The organism is Lentzea sp. NPDC006480, assembly GCF_040611995.1.
Classification (GTDB): domain Bacteria; phylum Actinomycetota; class Actinomycetes; order Mycobacteriales; family Pseudonocardiaceae; genus Lentzea.
Map to the genome: position 1 here is coordinate 16716 of NZ_JBEXPJ010000089.1, position 16885 is coordinate 33600.

Annotated in this window: 18 protein-coding genes; 11 read left to right on the plus strand and 7 right to left on the minus strand. The window is 68.0% G+C overall.

All coding sequences use genetic code 11. The features are described 5' to 3' along the window. The first annotated feature begins 17 nt into the window (after positions 1-17). Entirely contained in the window at positions 18-800 is a 783-nt protein-coding gene (locus tag ABZX92_RS29095; RefSeq protein ID WP_355566050.1) for an HAD family hydrolase, read from the plus strand. Here the strand turns inward: ABZX92_RS29095 and ABZX92_RS29100 are convergent. Then, positions 751-1647 (minus strand): LysR family transcriptional regulator, encoded by an 897-nt coding sequence (locus tag ABZX92_RS29100; protein WP_355566053.1) that lies wholly within the window; start codon positions 1645-1647, stop codon positions 751-753. The two genes, ABZX92_RS29095 and ABZX92_RS29100, sit on opposite strands and share 50 nt — an antisense overlap. Before the next feature lie 75 nt (positions 1648-1722). On the opposite strand from ABZX92_RS29100, the gene ABZX92_RS29105 reads away from it, so the two are divergent. After that, positions 1723-2076, plus strand: a complete 354-nt coding sequence (locus ABZX92_RS29105) for a darcynin family protein (RefSeq protein WP_355566056.1) — start codon at positions 1723-1725, stop codon at positions 2074-2076. Here ABZX92_RS29105 and ABZX92_RS29110 read toward each other — a convergent pair. After that, complete coding sequence (locus ABZX92_RS29110; RefSeq protein WP_355566060.1) at positions 2073-2507, minus strand: PPOX class F420-dependent oxidoreductase; 435 nt, start codon at positions 2505-2507, stop codon at positions 2073-2075. The two genes, ABZX92_RS29105 and ABZX92_RS29110, sit on opposite strands and share 4 nt — an antisense overlap. A gap of 132 nt (positions 2508-2639) precedes the next feature. On the opposite strand from ABZX92_RS29110, the gene ABZX92_RS29115 reads away from it, so the two are divergent. The 3 genes from ABZX92_RS29115 to ABZX92_RS29125 all read left to right on the plus strand — a co-directional run bounded on the left by ABZX92_RS29115 (position 2640) and on the right by ABZX92_RS29125 (position 5295). Continuing rightward, positions 2640-3551 carry an ATP-binding cassette domain-containing protein gene (locus ABZX92_RS29115; RefSeq protein ID WP_355566063.1) on the plus strand — a complete coding sequence of 304 codons (912 nt, stop codon included), beginning with the start codon at positions 2640-2642 and terminating at the stop codon, positions 3549-3551. Between the two features lie 5 nt (positions 3552-3556). Beyond that, complete coding sequence (locus ABZX92_RS29120) at positions 3557-4306, plus strand: hypothetical protein (RefSeq protein WP_355566065.1); 750 nt, start codon at positions 3557-3559, stop codon at positions 4304-4306. Between the two features lie 86 nt (positions 4307-4392). Then, positions 4393-5295, plus strand: coding sequence for an ABC transporter ATP-binding protein (locus ABZX92_RS29125; protein ID WP_355566068.1), 903 nt, complete (start codon positions 4393-4395; stop codon positions 5293-5295). On the opposite strand, the gene mycP is transcribed toward ABZX92_RS29125, so the two are convergent. Beyond that, a complete protein-coding gene (mycP, locus tag ABZX92_RS29130) occupies positions 5261-6406 on the minus strand; it encodes a type VII secretion-associated serine protease mycosin (RefSeq protein ID WP_355566071.1) in 1146 nt (381 codons plus the stop codon). The two genes, ABZX92_RS29125 and mycP, sit on opposite strands and share 35 nt — an antisense overlap. 155 nt (positions 6407-6561) lie before the next feature. Between mycP and ABZX92_RS29135 the strand changes: the two genes are divergently transcribed. The 5 genes from ABZX92_RS29135 (at position 6562) to ABZX92_RS29155 (ending at position 12210) form a co-directional block, all read left to right on the plus strand. Beyond that, positions 6562-7071 (plus strand): hypothetical protein, encoded by a 510-nt coding sequence (locus tag ABZX92_RS29135; protein ID WP_355566074.1) that lies wholly within the window; start codon positions 6562-6564, stop codon positions 7069-7071. 68 nt (positions 7072-7139) lie between these two features. Beyond that, positions 7140-7784, plus strand: a complete 645-nt coding sequence (trmB, locus tag ABZX92_RS29140; protein ID WP_355566096.1) for a tRNA (guanosine(46)-N7)-methyltransferase TrmB — start codon at positions 7140-7142, stop codon at positions 7782-7784. A gap of 132 nt (positions 7785-7916) precedes the next feature. Continuing rightward, complete coding sequence (locus tag ABZX92_RS29145) at positions 7917-9023, plus strand: nitric oxide synthase oxygenase (protein WP_355566076.1); 1107 nt, start codon at positions 7917-7919, stop codon at positions 9021-9023. A gap of 295 nt (positions 9024-9318) precedes the next feature. Further along, positions 9319-10476 carry a histidine kinase gene (locus ABZX92_RS29150; protein ID WP_355566078.1) on the plus strand — a complete coding sequence of 386 codons (1158 nt, stop codon included), beginning with the start codon at positions 9319-9321 and terminating at the stop codon, positions 10474-10476. 426 nt (positions 10477-10902) lie between these two features. Then, positions 10903-12210, plus strand: a complete 1308-nt coding sequence (locus ABZX92_RS29155) for an amidohydrolase (protein WP_355566080.1) — start codon at positions 10903-10905, stop codon at positions 12208-12210. Between the two features lie 245 nt (positions 12211-12455). Here the strand turns inward: ABZX92_RS29155 and ABZX92_RS29160 are convergent, their stop codons facing one another. After that, complete coding sequence (locus ABZX92_RS29160) at positions 12456-13133, minus strand: SDR family oxidoreductase (protein WP_355566082.1); 678 nt, start codon at positions 13131-13133, stop codon at positions 12456-12458. 14 nt (positions 13134-13147) lie between these two features. Here ABZX92_RS29160 and ABZX92_RS29165 point away from each other — a divergent pair, with 14 nt between their 5' ends. Beyond that, entirely contained in the window at positions 13148-14323 is a 1176-nt protein-coding gene (locus tag ABZX92_RS29165; RefSeq protein ID WP_355566085.1) for an MFS transporter, read from the plus strand. Here the strand turns inward: ABZX92_RS29165 and ABZX92_RS29170 are convergent. The 3 genes from ABZX92_RS29170 to ABZX92_RS29180 all read right to left on the minus strand — a co-directional run. Beyond that, entirely contained in the window at positions 14296-14835 is a 540-nt protein-coding gene (locus tag ABZX92_RS29170) for a DUF3455 domain-containing protein (protein ID WP_355566088.1), read from the minus strand. The two genes, ABZX92_RS29165 and ABZX92_RS29170, sit on opposite strands and share 28 nt — an antisense overlap. Before the next feature lie 46 nt (positions 14836-14881). Next, positions 14882-15424, minus strand: a complete 543-nt coding sequence (locus ABZX92_RS29175; protein ID WP_355566090.1) for a DUF3455 domain-containing protein — start codon at positions 15422-15424, stop codon at positions 14882-14884. Positions 15425-15545: 121 nt separating this feature from the next. Then, positions 15546-16885 (minus strand): alkaline phosphatase PhoX (locus ABZX92_RS29180; RefSeq protein WP_355566093.1); only part of this gene is annotated, 1340 nt, incomplete at its 5' end.

Consider the following 16885-nt stretch of genomic DNA (forward strand, 5'->3'; position numbering starts at 1 on the left):
GCATAGGGTGGCGTCACGTGAACTGGAGACCGCGCCTCGTCGCCCTGGACATCGACGGAACCCTGACCCACGTCGGCTCGAACGACATCTCGCCCGCTGTGCAGGCGGCCGTGGCTCGTGCCGCTGATCACGGCGCGCACGTCGTGCTCTGCACCGGCCGCAGCCTGATCGGCACCACCCCGATCGCACCACAGGTTCCCGTCTCGCTGGCGCTGTGCTCGAACGGCGCGGTGTGGTGGGACCCGGCGCGCGACGAGATCACCAAGCGGACGACGTTCGAGCCCGGCCCGACGATCAAGACCCTTTCGGCGTTGCTGCCGGGCGCCGTGTTCGCGGTGGAGCAGACCGGCGTCGGCAACCTCTCGCTCGGCCAGTTCCTGCCGAATGACCTGTGGGGCGTGACGACTTCTGCTTCCTTCGACGAGATCGCGGCTGTGCCGACCCCGCGGCTGGTGATGCGCTGGCACGACCGCACTCCCGCCGAACTGGCCTTCGCGGTGCGCGAACTGGAGCTGCCGGGCGTTTCGTGGACCGTCGACCACACCGAACCGTGGTTGACTGCCGTGCCTCCGGATGTCACGAAGGGCTCGGCGCTGGAGGAACTGCGCGTGTCGCTGGGAGTTTCGGCCGACGACACCTTGGCGATCGGCGACGGGTCCAACGACGTGGAGATGCTGCGGTGGGCGGCGGTCGGCATCGCGATGGGACAGGCACCGGCGACCGTGCAGGCAGCGGCTGACTCCGTGACGGCTACCGTGCTGGAAGACGGTGCGGCGCAAGCACTTTCACAGTTCTTCTGACCACGTCTCGAAGCCAGCGCTGGGCGGGGTCGGCGTCGAGGCGGGCGTGCCAGTGCATGCGCACCTCGACCTCCGGCAGGTCCGCGTTGATCGGGAACCAGCGGAGAGTTCTCCGGTGTTCCTCGGCAAGACGTTGCGGGATCAGTCCTATGTGGTCGGTCGAGGCGACCAGCGCCGCGGCAGCCGCGTAGAACGGTACGACCGCGCCGACGTGGCGTTGCAGGCCTTGGGCTTGCAGCGCCACGTCCAACGGTCCGTGTGCGCGGCCTCTGCGGGAGACGCTGACGTGCGGGTACTTGCAGAGCTGCTTGAGCGTGGGCCTCTTCAGCGGGTGGTCTGAGCGGACGACGCCGACCATCCGTTCGTTGAACAGCACCTCGGACCTGATGTCGGCGTCTGTGTCCGTGCCGGCGCCGAGGTCCAGGTCGACGGTGCCGTCCCGGAGCGGCCCGACGCTCTCGTCGCCCTCGGCCACGAACCGCAGGGTGACTTGGGGTGCTGTTTCGGCCACCACGCTCACCAGCGGCGTCACCACGCCGTCGCCGACCCGGATGGTGAACGTTCTGCGCAGCTGGGCCACGTCGAGTTCTTCGTCGTTGACCAACGCCGACGCCTCGTCCAGCAGAGACCGCACCCGCGGCGCGATCCGCAACGCGAACGGCGTAGGCGCCAGACCTCGGCCGGCACGCACGAGGATCGGGTCGTCCATCGCACGCCGCAGCCTCGCAAGTGCCCTGCTCGTGGCGGGGATGGACAGGTGCAGCCGCTCGGCGGCCGCGGTGACGCTGCCGTCCTGGATCACGGCGTCGAACACGCGGAGGAGGTTCAGGTCGAGCAGTTCCGGCATGTTTGCACCGTACGCAACTCTGCTTTGTCAAAGTTGCGTGGCACGGAATACTTGCTGGTCCATAGCGTCTGTGACATGACATTCGAGCCCAAGCTGACCGCGTTCATGCTCATCAAGACCACACCGAAGTGGCTGTCCCTGGCGGTGCCGGACCGCATGCGGGCGTTCGAGACCGAGATCCTGCCGATGCTGAAGGACATCGAGGGCGTGCGCTCTCGCTACTACGACACCGAGTTCTACGGCGCGAAAGTCACCGACGTCTGGATGTGGGAGGCGCGCGACCACGAGTCGTACCAGCTGCTCGTGGAGGCGTTGCGGGAGACGCCGTTCTGGGACACCTACTTCGAGGTGGTGGAGCTGCTCGTCGGGGTGGAGAACGGGTACGCGCTCAACTACGGCGTGGACCCGCTCGCCACCGTCGGCGACTAGTCCGAGATGTTGTTCTTGGCGACCACCTTGTCGATCTTCACGCGGATGACCATCTCGCCGGGCACGCCGTTGCGCTCGGCGTAGGCGTCGGCCTGGCCGGCGCCCATGTAGCGGGCGGCGGTGCGGCCGGCCCAGTACTTGAGCTGCTCCGGGTCCTCATCGACCTGCGCACGGCCGGTGATGGTCACGAAGTTGAACGGCGGCGTCTCGTCGTCGAAGCACAGGGCCACGCGGCCGTCGCGCAGGATCGACTTGCCCTTGATCGTGTCGCGGGCGGTCAGGAAGACGAGGTCCGGGCCGTCGAGGTCCACCCACACCGGCGCGACGTGCGGGCTGCCGTCCTTGCGGGTGACGGCTAGTTTGCCGGTGCGCGCGGGCAAGGCCTGGACGAACTCGCGCCACCAGCCGTCTGGAGCTTCCGTGTAACCCATGGGAAGCATTCAACTACGACTGAGGTAGGGGCACAGCACGACTGAAGTTGACGGTGGTCGCAGACTGCCGGGCGATGTGGCCGACCCCCTCCTGGCGGGAGAGTTTCCCCTGTCACCGAGAGGGGAAAGCCAATGATCGAGGCAATCGGCCTCACCAAGAGATACGGCAGGACGGTCGCGGTCGACGACCTGTCGTTCACCGTCCAGCCTGGACGGGTGACCGGATTCCTCGGTCCGAACGGCGCCGGCAAGTCCACCACGATGCGGATGATCCTCGGGCTCGACCGACCGACGGCTGGCCGCGTGCTGATCGACGGGAAGCCCTACGCCGAGCTCAACCGTCCACTGCGGACGGTGGGTGCGCTGCTGGACGCCAAGTGGGTGCACCCCAACCGGTCGGCGCGAGCTCACCTCAGGTGGCTCGCCAAGTCCAACGGGCTGCCGGACAAGCGCGTCGGCGAGGTGCTCGACGCCGTCGGCCTCACCCAGGTCGCCGGCAAGAACGCCGGTGGGTTCTCGCTCGGCATGTCGCAGCGGCTGGGGATCGCCGCGGCACTGCTCGGCGACCCGAAGGTGCTGCTGTTCGACGAGCCGGTGAACGGCCTGGACCCCGAGGGCATCCTCTGGATCCGCACGTTCATGCAGAACCTCGCCGCCGAGGGCCGCACGGTCCTGGTGTCGAGCCACCTGCTGTCCGAGATGGCGCTGACGGCCAGCGAGCTGGTGGTGATCGGCAAGGGCAAGCTGATCACGCAGAGCACGACGGCGGAGTTCATCGACCGCTCAACGGGTAACTCGGTGCTCGTGCGCAGTCCTCAGCTGTTCAAGCTCGGCCCGCTGCTCGTCGACAAGGGCTTCACGGTTCGTGACGACGTGGACGGCGCGTTGTCCGTATCGGGTGCAACGAGTGACCAGATCGGTGACATCGCCGCTGCTAACGGTGTTGTCCTGCACGAACTGAGCCCGCAGCGCGGCTCGCTCGAAGAGGCGTTCATGCAGCTGACCGGCGATGCTGTCGAGTACCACGCAGAGATCGGGAAGTGAGTCTGATGACCCTGTTGGCCGTTGAGAGAATCAAGCTCTTCTCGACCCGTTCGCCCTACTGGTGCGCGGCGCTCGCGATCGCGATGGCCGTCGGCTTCTCGGCTCTGCTCGCCGCCAACGCCGAGACCGTGAGCGTCGACCTCACGCAGGCCGGCAGCCGGCTCGCGCTGGTCGTGGTGCTGGTGCTGGGCGCGCTCGCGGTCACCACCGAGTACCGCTTCGGCACGATCCGGGCCACGTTCCTCGCGGTGCCGAACCGCACGTCGGCGCTCGTTGCCAAGACCGCGGTGGTCGCGGTCGTGGCCGGGGTGATCGGTGAGGTCGTCGCGTTCGGCTCGTGGGCGATGGCGAAGATCGTCAAGCCGAGCGCCGATCTCGCGATCAACTCCAGCGCGGAGTGGCGCAACGTCGCGGGCGTCGGCCTGATGTTCGCGATCGGCGCGATCCTCGCGGTCGCCGTCGGGATCCTGGTCCGCCAGACCGCCGGTGCCGTGGCGATCCTGCTGGTCTGGTCGATGCTGCTGGAGAACCTGGTCGGGATCATCCCCAAGGTCGGCGTCAAGATCCAGGCGTGGCTGCCGTTCATGAACGCGGACCACTTCCTCGCGGTCAACCCGCCGAGCCAGGCCGAGTCCGAGGCCGCGGGAGCGGTCGTCTACAAGCTGAGCCAGTGGGGTTCGCTCGGCTACTACGCCGGTATCGCCGTCGCGCTGCTGGTGGTCGCGCTGATCGTCGCCAAGAGGCGCGACGCGTGACCGAGTGAGGGGGAGCGGGAGGTGGGTCGTCCGTCGGGGGACGGCCCACCTCCCGATCATTCTTTCGAGCGAACACGGGAGAGGTCATGATCCAGGCAGTGCGGTTGCGCAAGCACTACGGGCAGACGAAGGCCGTCGACGACCTGTCGTTCACCGTCCGGCCCGGTCGTGTCACGGGCTTCCTCGGCCCGAACGGCGCGGGCAAGTCCACCACCATGCGGATGATCCTCGGCCTGGACACACCCACCGGCGGCGACGTCACGATCGACGGCAAGTACTACTCCGAGCTCAAGCAGCCGTTGCGCAAGGTCGGCGCGCTGCTCGACGCGAAGTGGGTGCACCCCAACCGTTCCGCTCGCGCGCATCTCAAGTGGATGGCGGTCTCCAACAAGATCCCGGTCAGCCGGGTCAACGAGGTGCTGGAGATCGTCGGCCTCACCGAGGTCGCCCACAAGAAGGCGGGCGGCTTCTCGCTCGGCATGTCGCAGCGGCTCGGCATCGCGGGCGCGTTGCTCGGCGACCCCGAGGTGCTGCTGTTCGACGAGCCGGTCAACGGCCTCGACCCGGAGGGCATCCTCTGGATCCGGCAGTTCATGCACCGGCTCGCGGAGGAGGGCCGCACGGTGTTCGTGTCGAGCCACCTGCTCTCGGAGATGGCGCAGACCGCCCAGGACCTCATCGTCATCGGCAAGGGCCGGCTGATCTCGCAGACCACCACCGAGCAGTTCATCGCCGACGCCACCCAGGACCACGTCCGGGTGCGCTCACCGCACGCGGTGAAGCTGCGCGACATCCTCGTGGCGCACGCGACGGTCACCGAGGACGCCGTCGACGGAGCCCTGGTGGTGCACGGCATTCCGGCGCAGCAGATCGGTGAGATCGCGGCGGAGAACCAGATCGTGCTGCACGAGCTCAGCCCTCAGCGCGGGTCGCTGGAGGAGGCCTTCATGCAGCTCACCAAGGAGTCGGTGGAATATCACGCGCACTGACCGGTTTCGGTCTGCGTGACCTGATGGCGGGCAAGGCGATCAGCAGGCCCGTCATCAGCGCGGTTCCTCCCGCGACACCGGCGACGAACAGCAGCTTGTCCTTCATCCCGGCGACCGGCTGCGCGGGCCGTTGGGACATGAGCGTCGGAGTCGGTTGCGCGGCCGAGGGCTTCGGCTCCGGCAGCAACGGGTTGCGTGCCACCGGTGGAAGTTGTGCGGTGAGCGCGCCCATCGGGTTGACCATGCCGAACCCGGTCGTGGCGTCACGGCCGGGCTCCGCCATGTCCTTGGCGGTCTTGATCAACGCGTTGACGACGTCCTTCGCGGGCATCTCCGGGTGCTTCGCCCGGACCAGCGCCGCGACTCCGGACACGATCGCCGACGCCGCGCTCGTGCCGTCCATCTCGGCATAACCGCTGGCGTAGACGCTTTCCGGCGCCGCCGTGACGATGCCTTCCGCCGGTGCCGCGAGCACCGTGTCCGCGCCGACGTTGGAGGACTTCCACGGCTTGCCCTCGCGGTTCGTGCCCGCGACCGCGATCACACCCCCGATGTTGGCCGGCGCGGAGACCTCCTTGCCGTCGTTGCCCGTGGCGGCCACGAGCACGACGTCCTTCTCGATCGCGTAGTTCACGGCCTTGACCAGCGACGGCGTCATCGAGCTGGAGAAGCCCAGCGACATGTTGATGACCTTGGCGCCGTGGTCCGCGGCCCACCTGATGCTCTCCGCGACGACGTCGAGCGAGAACTGCTCCTTCTCGGAGCTGGAGATCGGCAGGATCCTGGCGCCGGGCGCGATGCCGAGCGCACCGCCGTTCTTCCCGGTCGCGGCGATGATCGCGGCCATCCCGGTGCCGTGGCCGTCGGTGTCGGTCGTGCCGTCGGTGCCCTTGGAGCTGCCGAAGCCCGTGCCGGGTAAGACCCGCCCGGCGAGGTCGGGGTGCTTGGCGTCGACCCCGGAGTCGATCACCGCGACGACCACGCCGTCACCGCGGGCCTGGTCCTGCGCCGAGTAGATGTCGAGTGCGCCGAGGTGCCACTCCTGCTCCTCGATCGTCTGCGCGGCGAGCAGCAACGGCAGCGCCACGGCGAGCGCGGGAAGCAGGGGCACGTCAGCTACATCGTGTTTCCATCCCGCAGCGCAACGTGCCTGGGGTCACACGTTGCGTAAGAGTGGTGTTAACAAGCTATGAAATGGCACTTTCTGGACATCACCGGCGTTTGGATTCGAGTTCAATTGGGCTATCCCGGTGCCGGAGGTGGCCAGTGGTCCGTGTGGAAGCAATGCTCGGTCTTGAATGGGCTGGTGCGCTCGAAGCTCCCAACCCCGCCGAAATCGCCCTCACCCCTGCGGAAGCGCGTCGTTCCTGGGTGAACCGCGCCGGTGAGAAGGAAGTGCTCGCGATGTACCGCGCGGTGCGTTCCGTCGAGGACGCCCCCGCTCCCTGGTGGCTGCGGGCGCTGGACCGCGGTCGTCTGCCCTCCCGTGCGGCAGGTCACGCCGTCGAGGACGCGGTGAGCGAGTTGCTCTCGTCACGTCCCGGCTGGGTGTTCGTGCCCTGGGTCGACCTCGGCGAGGTCGGCTTCTGGGAGTTCGTGCCGTCTGAGAGCGGTGTCTACGGGCCTGCCACACCGACAACGGTGCAGTTCACCGACCGTCACAAGGGCTTTGTCGATCTCGTGCCGGCGCATCGCGGGCCGGGTCGTCCACAGCCCATCGACTTCACGGTGGCTGACCTGCGTGCTCAGATCGAGGACATCGAACTGATTGCCTAGACTGTCCGGTCGTGACCAGCCCTGAGTTCCCCCGTTCCATCGTCAGCTTCGTCCAGCGCGGCGAGCGCATGACCGTGGGGCAGGAGCGCGCCTGGGACACGTACTGGGAGAAGATGGGCAACGACGTGAAGTCGCTGCCAGAGGGGCCGCTGGACTTCGACTCGTGGTTCGGCCGTTCCGCGCCCGTGCTGCTGGAGATCGGGTCCGGCATGGGCGAGACGACGTCGCAGCTCGTGGCCGCCGCACCGGAGCTGAACTACGTGGCCGTCGAGGTCTACAAGCCCGGACTCGCCCAGCTGCTGCTGCGCGGCGAGCACCTAGGCGGGCTCGACAACCTGCGGGTGCTGCGCGGTGACGCCGTCGACCTGCTCACGGATCACGTGGCGCCCGCGTCGTTGCACGGCGTGCGGATCTTCTTCCCGGACCCGTGGCCGAAGAAGAAGCACCACAAGCGCCGGCTCGTGCAGCCGGAGTTCGTGTCGTTGCTGGCTTCGCGGCTGGAGCCGGGTGGCGTGCTGCACCTCGCGACGGACTGGGAGCACTACGCGGACCAGATGCTCGAGGTGTGCTCGGGCGAGCGTCTGCTGACCAACATGTACGACGGCTGGGCGCCGCGGCCGGACTGGCGGCCCGTCACGAAGTTCGAGCAGCGCGCTGTGAACGAGGACCGCGTTTCGCACGATCTGATGTTCAAGCGGAACGACCTCACCTGATCGAGGTCTCAAGCCCATCGAGTGAACACAGTGGGTCTAGCGTTCACTCGATGGAGTGGCGGGTGTTGATCACCCGAAATGCCCCGAGTGGCAGTGACGCGTGAGGCCGTTCCGGCCTTAGCGTCTCGCTCCGTGACCCCCGACGTCCTCCCCGTTGCGGAGGAGTTCGTCCGCATGTTCCACGCGGCGCACTCCGACGCAGGCTCGCTGTCCGCCCGCATCGCCCAGGTGCGCGCCGAGATCGCCGAGACCGGAACCTACCGCCACACCACCAACGAGCTCGCGTACGGCGCGCGGATCGCGTTGCGAGATTCTGGTTGGTGCACCTCAGGTCTGCCGTGGCGACGGCTGAAAGTCCGCGATCTGCGCGGCTATCGCAACGCCGCGGCCGTCGCCGGCGAATGCGTCGAGCATCTCCGGCTCGCCACGAACGGCGGTGAAATCCGGCCGCTGGTAACGGTTTTCGCGCCGGACGCGCCCGGCTCGCCCGGTCCGGTGATCTGGAACGAGCAGCTGATCCGGTACGCCGGGTACGCCGACGGGATGGGGGACCGTCGCTACACCCAGTTCACGGAAACCATGCAGGGCATGGGATGGCGGCCGCCGGCTCGTCGTTCGCGCTTCGACCTGCTGCCGTTGGTGGTGGAAACCGAGCACGAGGGACCGCGGCTGTTCACGCTGCCGTCCGAGATCGTGCACGAGGTTCCGCTGGAGCACCCGACGCTGCCGTGGTTCGGCGAGATGGGCCTGCGCTGGCACGCGGTTCCGGTGATCTCGAACATGAAGCTGTCGATCGGTGGCGTGAACTACCCGGCGGCGCCGTTCAACTCCTGGTTCGTGGGTGCCGAGATCGGCACGCGCTCACTGGCTGAGGAAGGTGCGTACGGAGTGGCGCGCGAGGTCGCCGACGCGTTGGGTCTGGACACGACGTCCGAACGCACGCTGTGGCGGGACCTCGCCACCGTTCACCTGAACGCGGCAGTGCTGCACTCGTTCGACAAGGCTTCCGTCACCATCACGGACCACCACGCCGAAGCGTTGCACCGGCTCGCGTGGCTGCGCTCTCGCCAACGCCCGTCCGCCGCACGTCCGGCGTTCCGGCTCGACACCGCAGCCGCGGCGCGCGCACGGACCGGTGCTCCGGCGCGCTTCACGGCCGCGTTGGACGAAACCCGTCCACAACCGACGAGCAGGCTGGCGGAGCTGCTCCGCCAGCAACATTCCCTGACCAGCGTCTGACTTCCCCATCACACGCTGGTGCTCGGTTTCCTAGCGCTGGGAGTCGATCATCACGCCCGACAGGGCCATGAGAGCGAGTACCAGCAGACCGACCACCGCTGCGGCCCAAGTGAACACAACTGACAACATGGCGTCCTCCGTTTCCCCGACTGCTACTCCAGAGTCCGTGACCGGGGCGTGATCCGGCATCCGCCGGGAGGGTATTTCCGCAGGTCGCCCACTCAGCCTTCTGGCTGATACCGGGGTAGCCCCGAGTCGGACGCGGGATCAGCCTTCCGGCTTTACCGTGTACCGGGTGGAGAGCACGGAACTGAACTGGCGGTTGCTCGCCAAACGCCAGTGGCCGCTGGCGCTCTCGCTCACCGCCATCGCCCTGCTGGAGACCAACGCCATCAACACCGGTCCCGGGTGGTGGCAGGTTCCCGGTGTCCTGGTGATCTGCGTGATCGCCGTGCTGGCACCCCGCAGACCGTTCGACGCGGCGCTCGCGCTGGCCTTCGCCATCGCCTGCGTCGCCATCTACATGCGGCTTCTCGGTGTGAGCATCAAGCTGCACATCTTCACGAGCGGGGCGAGCATCGCGATGACGGGCGCCGCGATGGCCACCATCGCGACCCTGGTGCGCGAGTCCTCTCGCGCCCGTTCGGTGATCGGCACCCTGCTGGTGATCGCGGCGATGGTCGTCGCCGAGGTGCTGGGCTGGCCGATCGTGGCGCCGGTCGAGTACCGCGAGTGGAGCCCGGACACCTTCAACTTCTCGATCGCCGCGTTCGTCCTGCTCGTGCTGTCGGTGGGAACCGGCTTGTACTTCCGGGCTCGCGATGCCGAGCGTGCGTCTCAACTGGCTGCTTCCGTTGCGGCCGCGCAGAACGCCGAGCGGATGGCGTTGGCGCGAGAGCTGCACGACGTGGTGGCGCACTACGTGACGGCGATCGTCGTGCACGCGCAGGCCGGTCAGCTGAACCGTGACGTCGATGTGCTGCCGTCGATCGCGGCTTCCGGAACTGAGGCTTTGACGGCGATGCGCCGGTTGGTCGGGACCATGCGGGACGGTGGATCCTCCGGCCCGGCCGCGTCTTCGTCGTTGATGGACGACGTGCGCGCACTGGCTGCCGAAGCCGGGATGCCGGTGCGGCTGTCGTTCGACCTGCAGGACGCGGTGCCTCAAGAGCTCGCGCGGTCGGTGCTGCGGTTGGTGCAGGAGTCGTTGACCAACACCCAGAAGCACGCCTCGGCAGTGTCCTCAGTGGAGGTTTCGCTGTCCTCTGAGGACGGTGTGCTGCTGCTCCTGGTCGAGGACGACGGCGTCGCCTCGGGTGTTCCCGTTGGCGGGTCTGGGGGTTACGGGCTCGTCGGCATGCGTGAGCGCGTGGAACTGCTGGGCGGCAGGTTCTCCGCAGGCCGACGCGAACCGACTGGGTGGACGGTTCGCGCCGAGCTGCCTCTGGCTTAGCGCTCGTCGCGGATGACGTCGAACTCCTGCGTCATCTCGGCATCGCTGAACTGGTCGTCGTTCTGAGGGTCGATGTCGGCCACTGATGCCTCCGCATGATCACGCCCGGTCCCGTGCGAGTGTGATCATGCCAACTCAGCGCCGAGTCGGCGGCTTGGGGGTGGCGGGCTTCTGCGCGCGCCGGAAGTCTCCACTGGACGTGCACGGCTTCTTCGACATGATCATGTGACGTCCCTGGTCTCGTGGTGGTTGCTCGGGAAGCACAAAGGGCCCGCCGGTTCGTGCTCGGCGAGCCCTTTGGTCAGGGAGAAGTTTTTGGTCGGGGCGGACCCTGGGGGTCGGTCCGCACCCGACGGAGGCAGGATTCCCACTCGTTGCGGATGCATGCGTGCTTGTGATCGGCATCACAATGGCAGGATTCTCCGCATGTCACTGCGTCTGCACGCCCCGGTTGTCCTGCCCTGCGACCCTTCCTGCTCCGTGTTGCGGGATGCCGTCGTGGACGTGGTCGACGGTCGAATCACCTATGTGGGTGAGGCTGCTTCGGCTCCTGCTTTTGCCGGCGAGGTCCGCTCGTTGTCGGGAATCCTGCTGCCCGGCCTGGTGAACACGCACGCGCACAGCCCGATGACGGTGCTGCGCGGCCTGGGCTCCGACCTGCCGCTGCTGCGGTGGCTGAAGGAGCAGATGTGGCCGAACGAGGCGCGGATGACCGCTGCCGACGTCGGAGCCGGGATGTTGCTGGGTGCCGTGGAGATGCTGCGGCACGGCGTCACCACGTCGGCCGAGATGTACTTCCACGGCCCTGAGCTGGTCTCCTCGATCCTGGCCGCCGGGTCGCGCGTGGTGTTCGGCTCGGCGATCCTCGACCTGCCCGGCCTGTCGTGGCAGTCGCTGACCGACGAGATCACCAGGTGGATCGACGCGGACGGCCTGCGCTTCGGCCCCGGCGAGCGGATCGAGCTGGCCTTCGGACCGCACTCCGCCTACACGTTGACGCCGGCGATGCTGACAGCCGTCGCCGAGGAGGCACGAGCGCGCGATGCGTTGCTGATGGTGCACGTCGCCGAGTCACCGGAAGAAGACCTCGCCCAGCGCGCCGAGTACGGCTCGGTACCTGCCTTGTTGAAGGCGTCGGATGTGCTGGGTGGGCGCGTCCTGTCCGCACACTCCGTGCACCTCTCCGACGACGACATCGCGCTGTACGCGTCCTACGGCGTCGGCGTGGCGCACTGCCCCGGCTCGAACGCCAAGCTCGCCTCCGGCATCGCGCGGGTGCCGGCGATGCTGCAGGCGGGCGTGAACGTGGGCCTCGGCACGGACGGACCGGCGTCGAACGACGACCTGGACCTGTTCGAGGAGGCTCGGCTGGCGGCGATGTTCGCGCGCGTCTCCGCGATGGACGCGACGGTGCTCGGGGCGGCGCAGGCGTTGCTGATGGCCACTCGGGGTGGGGCGGCGGCTCTCGGACGGGATGACATCGGGGCTCTGGAGGCCGGGCGGTGGGGCGACGTCGTGCACATCGCCGCTGATGACCCCGCCTTTGCGACTGGGTTGGATGCGCCGGATGCGCAGCTGCTGGCGAACCTGGTGTGGGGGTCTGGGTCGCGGCGGGTCACGGACGTGTGGGTGGCCGGCGATCAGGTCGTGGCTGGTGGGGAGTCCACTCGGGTGGACCGGGCCGAGGCTCAGGCCGGGGTGACCGCGGTGGCTCGACGGCTACGGGAGGCGTAGGCCCGGCGGCTGCGGCAGGCGTAGGCGCAGCGGCTGCGGCAGGCGTAGGCGCGGCGGCTGCGGCAGGCGTAGGCCCGGCGGCTGCGGCAGGCATGACGGCTGCGGCTGCGGCTGCGGCTGCGGCTGCGGAGCGCATAGGAGCCGTTGGCGGCACGCAGCAGTAGGCGCGCTGCCGGGTTCCCCCAATTTCAATTTTACCGTGCGTTACGTGCCAACCACAGGCTGTTGAGTAGCCTGTGGACAACTCAGCGCGGGCGGGGGCGGACGATCAGCTCGGTGATGTGGGCGTCGGGCGTTGCGAGCACCGCGGACGCCACCGCGCGGCCCACCGAGGCCGGGTCCAGGTACTGGGTGGCGTCGTAGTCGCCGCCCTCCTGGCGCCGCACCTCCTCCTGCATCGGCGTGGCGGTCCGGCCGGGATAGACCGAGGTGACGCGCAACGACGGCTCGTCGGCTCGCAGGGCGTCGGCGTAGGCGCGGAGGGCGAACTTCGAGGCCGCGTAGACACCCCAGCCCGGGTTGGCGTTGCGGCCAGCGCCCGAGTTGATCAACACGACGTGGCCTGACGCGGCTCGCAGTTGAGGAAGCAGCAGGTTGGTCAGCTCGGCCACGGCGAACACGTTCACCTCGAAGGTCTGCCGCCAGTCAGCGGGGGAGGCCTCGGACAGCGGGCCGAGCAGGGCGATGCCGGCGCTGTGGACGAGCACGTCCAGGCGGGACAAGGGGCCGAGGTCGGCGGAGGCCGCGTTGGTGAGGTCGAAGGGCCAGGCGGTGGCGCCCGGGAGTTCCGCTGCCAGCAGAGACAGGGACGTTTCGTCGCGTCCGCCTAGCAGCAGGTCGTGGGTTGGGGCCAGACTGCGGGCGATGGCCGAGCCGATTCCGCTGGATGCCCCGGTGACGAGGGCGACCGGACGATCACTCATGGGGGAACCGTAACGTGCCTCGGAAATTGATCCTGCCGTACTTGTGCCTGCTCTACTTCATCAACTACCTGGACCGGGTCAACATCGGGTTCGCCGGGCCCAACGGGATGTCCGAGGAGCTCAAGCTCAGCGCGACCGCGTTCGGGCTCGCGTCCGGGGTGTTCTTCATCGGCTACCTGATCCTGGAGGTGCCGAGCAACCTGGCGCTGCACAAGTTCGGGGCGCGCAGGTGGATCGCGCGGATCATGATCAGCTGGGGGATCGTGGCGAGCGCGATGGCGTTCGTGCCCAACGGCACGGTGCTGATCGCGCTGCGGTTCCTGCTCGGGGTGGCGGAGGCCGGGTTCTTCCCCGGCATCATCCTGTACCTGACGTACTGGTTCCCGGAGAAGGACCGGGCGCGGATCGTCGCGCTGTTCATGGTGGCGGTGCCGATCTCGACGGCGCTCGGGTCGACGCTCAGCGGGTGGCTGATCCAGGTCACGGACTGGCGCACGATGTTCCTGATCGAGGGGCTGCCGGCGATCGCGCTGGCGTTCGTGACGTGGTTCTGGCTGCCGGACAAGCCGGAGACCGCCCTGGAAGAACCGAAGAAGGAACACTGGCCGCTCAAGAAAGCGCTCACACACCCGCGGATCCTGGCGTTGAGCTTCGTGTACTTCGGGATCGTGTACGGGCTGTACACGCTGGGGTTCTTCCTGCCGACGATCATCAAGGGACTGGCGCCGGGAGCGAACACCGTCGAGCGCGGGCTGATCAACGCGATCCCGTACGTCCTCGGTGCGGTCGCCATGATCCTGTGGGCCAGGCATGGAGACCGCACCGGGGAACGGAAGTGGCACGTCGCCGCGCCGATGTTGCTCGGCGGGGCGGCGATCCCGTGCGCGCTCTACCTCAGCAACCCCGTCGCGGCGATGGTCGCGGTCAGCGTCTGCGCGATCGGCGTTTGTGCCGCCCTGCCGACGTTCTGGGCGCTACCGACCAGTTTCCTGGGTGGCACGGCAGCGGCCGCGGGGATCGCGTTGATCAACTCGCTGGGCAACGTGAGCGGCTTCGTCGCCCCCTACGTCACCGGGTGGCTGCGTGACCTCACCGGGACGCAGAAGACCGGGTTGTGGGTCGTCGGCATCACGATGATCGTCGCCGCCGTGGTGGCGCTGGTTCAGCGAGCGGGTGCGGAGAAGGCGTAGAGCGCCTCGTAGTGCACGGACGTCTGGGCGCCTTCCTGACATGCGCCACCAGGGGCGACGCCACCCTTGGTCGAGAGGCGCTGCACGTAGCTGACCTTGCCGAACACGCCGTCACCGCGCACGGACTTGGCCTTCAACAGGAGTTCCGGAACGGCTCCTGGAACTTCGTTGCGGGCGCCGTCGACCGGTGCGGCCTCGACCGCGCTGCCGTCGACGGTGGACACCCAGATCGGGCCGCGAGTGTGCAGTGCGACCGCGCGACCGAGCCGGTCCGCCAGGGTGGCGGCGGGCTCCAGGCCCTTCCACGCGCCGGCGGTGCAGGTGTAGGTCTGCACGCCCTTCGCGTAGAACTTGGCGACGAGCTTGTTGCCTGATGGAACCTGAACCGCAGGTGCGACCCTCAGGTCAGAGGTGTCCATCGCCGCCGGTGTCGGCGCTGCGGTGGAGCCGACACCTCCCGCGGCGATGCCGATCAGAGTTGCTGAGACCAGGACGAGACCAGCACGTTTCATCACTCTGAGGTAGTACGTGCTGGTGCTCGAACTGGTTCAAACGACATCAGGACGCCGGAGCGAAGAAGGTGTAGACGGCCTTGTAGGGCACGGAGATCTGGGCGCCGGCGGTGCAGCCGCCGGACGGGGCGACGCCGCCCTCGGTCGCGAGCCGCTGCACGTAGCTGACCTTGCCGAACAGGCCGTCGCCACGCACGGTCTTGGTCTTCAGCAGGAGCTCGGGCACGGCTCCCTTGACGTCGTTCTTGGCGCCGTCGACCGGCGTTGCCTCGACCGCGCTGCCGTCCACAGTGGACACCCAAACCGGGCCGCGGGAGTGCAGGATGATCGGCTTGCCGTCCTTGTCCACCAGCGTCGCGGCGGGCTCCAGGCCCTTCCACGCGTTCGCGGTGCAGGAGTACGTCTGGACGCCGGTGGCCTGGTACTTGCCGACCAGCTTCTGGCCGGCCGGAACCTGGACGGCGGCCGCGACCGGAGCGTCGGGAGAGGCCTGGGCGACCGGGGTGGGCGTTGCGGTGCCCTGAGTGGTGCCACACGCGGCAAGACCCAGAAGAGCAGCGGCACCAACGAAAAGTCCAACCTTCTTCACAGCTCACTCCAAAGTAGACAGCCAATGTGGACGTTCCCTCGGCTGTCCGCGGTGCAGCCACCCATCACACGGACAGGTGGCTGCACCGGTTCATTCCATTCGAGTGAGCCAGCGCACAGGATCAGTCGCAGATGCGGCGACGGTCCTTGCGCCACACCACCGCGACGGACGGACGCGGCTGCGAGGTGCCACCGTCCGGCCAGTGCGACATCGGGTTGTTCGCCGAGGCGCCGTCGATCTCACCGGGGTGCTGCACGGACACCAGCACGAAGTCCTCGGTGACGACCGGACCGCAGGTCTCCGCGCCCTTGGGCACCGTGAGGAACTGCTTCACGAGACCACGGCGCTTGCCCTCGACCGGTACCGCGAACAGGCCGTCGTTGGACCCCAGGGCGTTGCCGTCCGTGGAGATCCACAGGTTGCCGTGGCTGTCGAACGCGACGTTGTCCGGGCACGAGATCGCGCTGACCTGAGACTTGTCGTAGCCGCCGAAGTACGTGCCGGGGTCCTTCGGGTCACCGCAGACCAGCAGCAGCTTCCACGAGAACTCGAGCGCCGTGTTGTCCGAACGACGCTCCTCGATCTCCAGGACGTGGCCGTGCTTGTTGGCGACGCGCGGCGCGATCTCGGTCGGGCCTTCCTTGCCCGCCTTGCCGCGGTCGGTGTTGTTGGTCAGCGCGGCGTAGATCCGGCGGTTGTGCAGCGAGGGCTCGACGTCCTCGGGGCGGTCCATCTTCGTGGCGCCGACCTTGTCCGCGGCCAGGCGCGTGAAGACGTAGACCTCCTCGGCGGTGAAGCCGGGGACGAAGGACTTGTCGCCCGAAGCCAGCGGGATCCACTTGCCGGTGCCGTCGAACTCGCCGTCCGAGGGCAGCTTGCCGGTGCCGTCGATCTCGGCCGCGGGGCTGTCGCCGGTGAACTGCGCGACGTAGAGCGTTCCCTTGTCCAGCAAGCGCTTGTTGTGCTCGCGGGCGCGCTTCGAGTCGCCCTTCTGCATCTTCTCGTCGGAGACGAACTTGTACATGTAGTCGAAGCGCTCGTCGTCACCCATGTACGCGACGACGCGGCCGTCCTTGGCGACGATGATGTTCGCGCCCTCGTGCTTGAAGCGGCCGAGGGCGGTGTGCTTGACCGGCGTCGACTTCTTGTCGAGCGGGTCGATCTCGACGATCCAGCCGAAGCGGTTGGCCTCGTTCGGTTCCTTCGACAGGTCGAAGCGCTTGTCGAAGTTCTCCCACTTGCGCAGCGACGCACCACCGCTGATGCCGTAGCGCGCGAACTTGGCCTTGGTGTCCGGGTCGGTCACCAGGCTCGCGTTCGCGAAGTACTGGTTGAAGTTCTCCTCGCCGGACAGGATCGTGCCCCACGGCGTGACGCCGCCGGAGCAGTTGTTCTGCGTGCTGTCACCGGTCCGGCACCCGTGAGCGCTGACCCCGCCACCGTCGGACAGGTGGGTGAGGC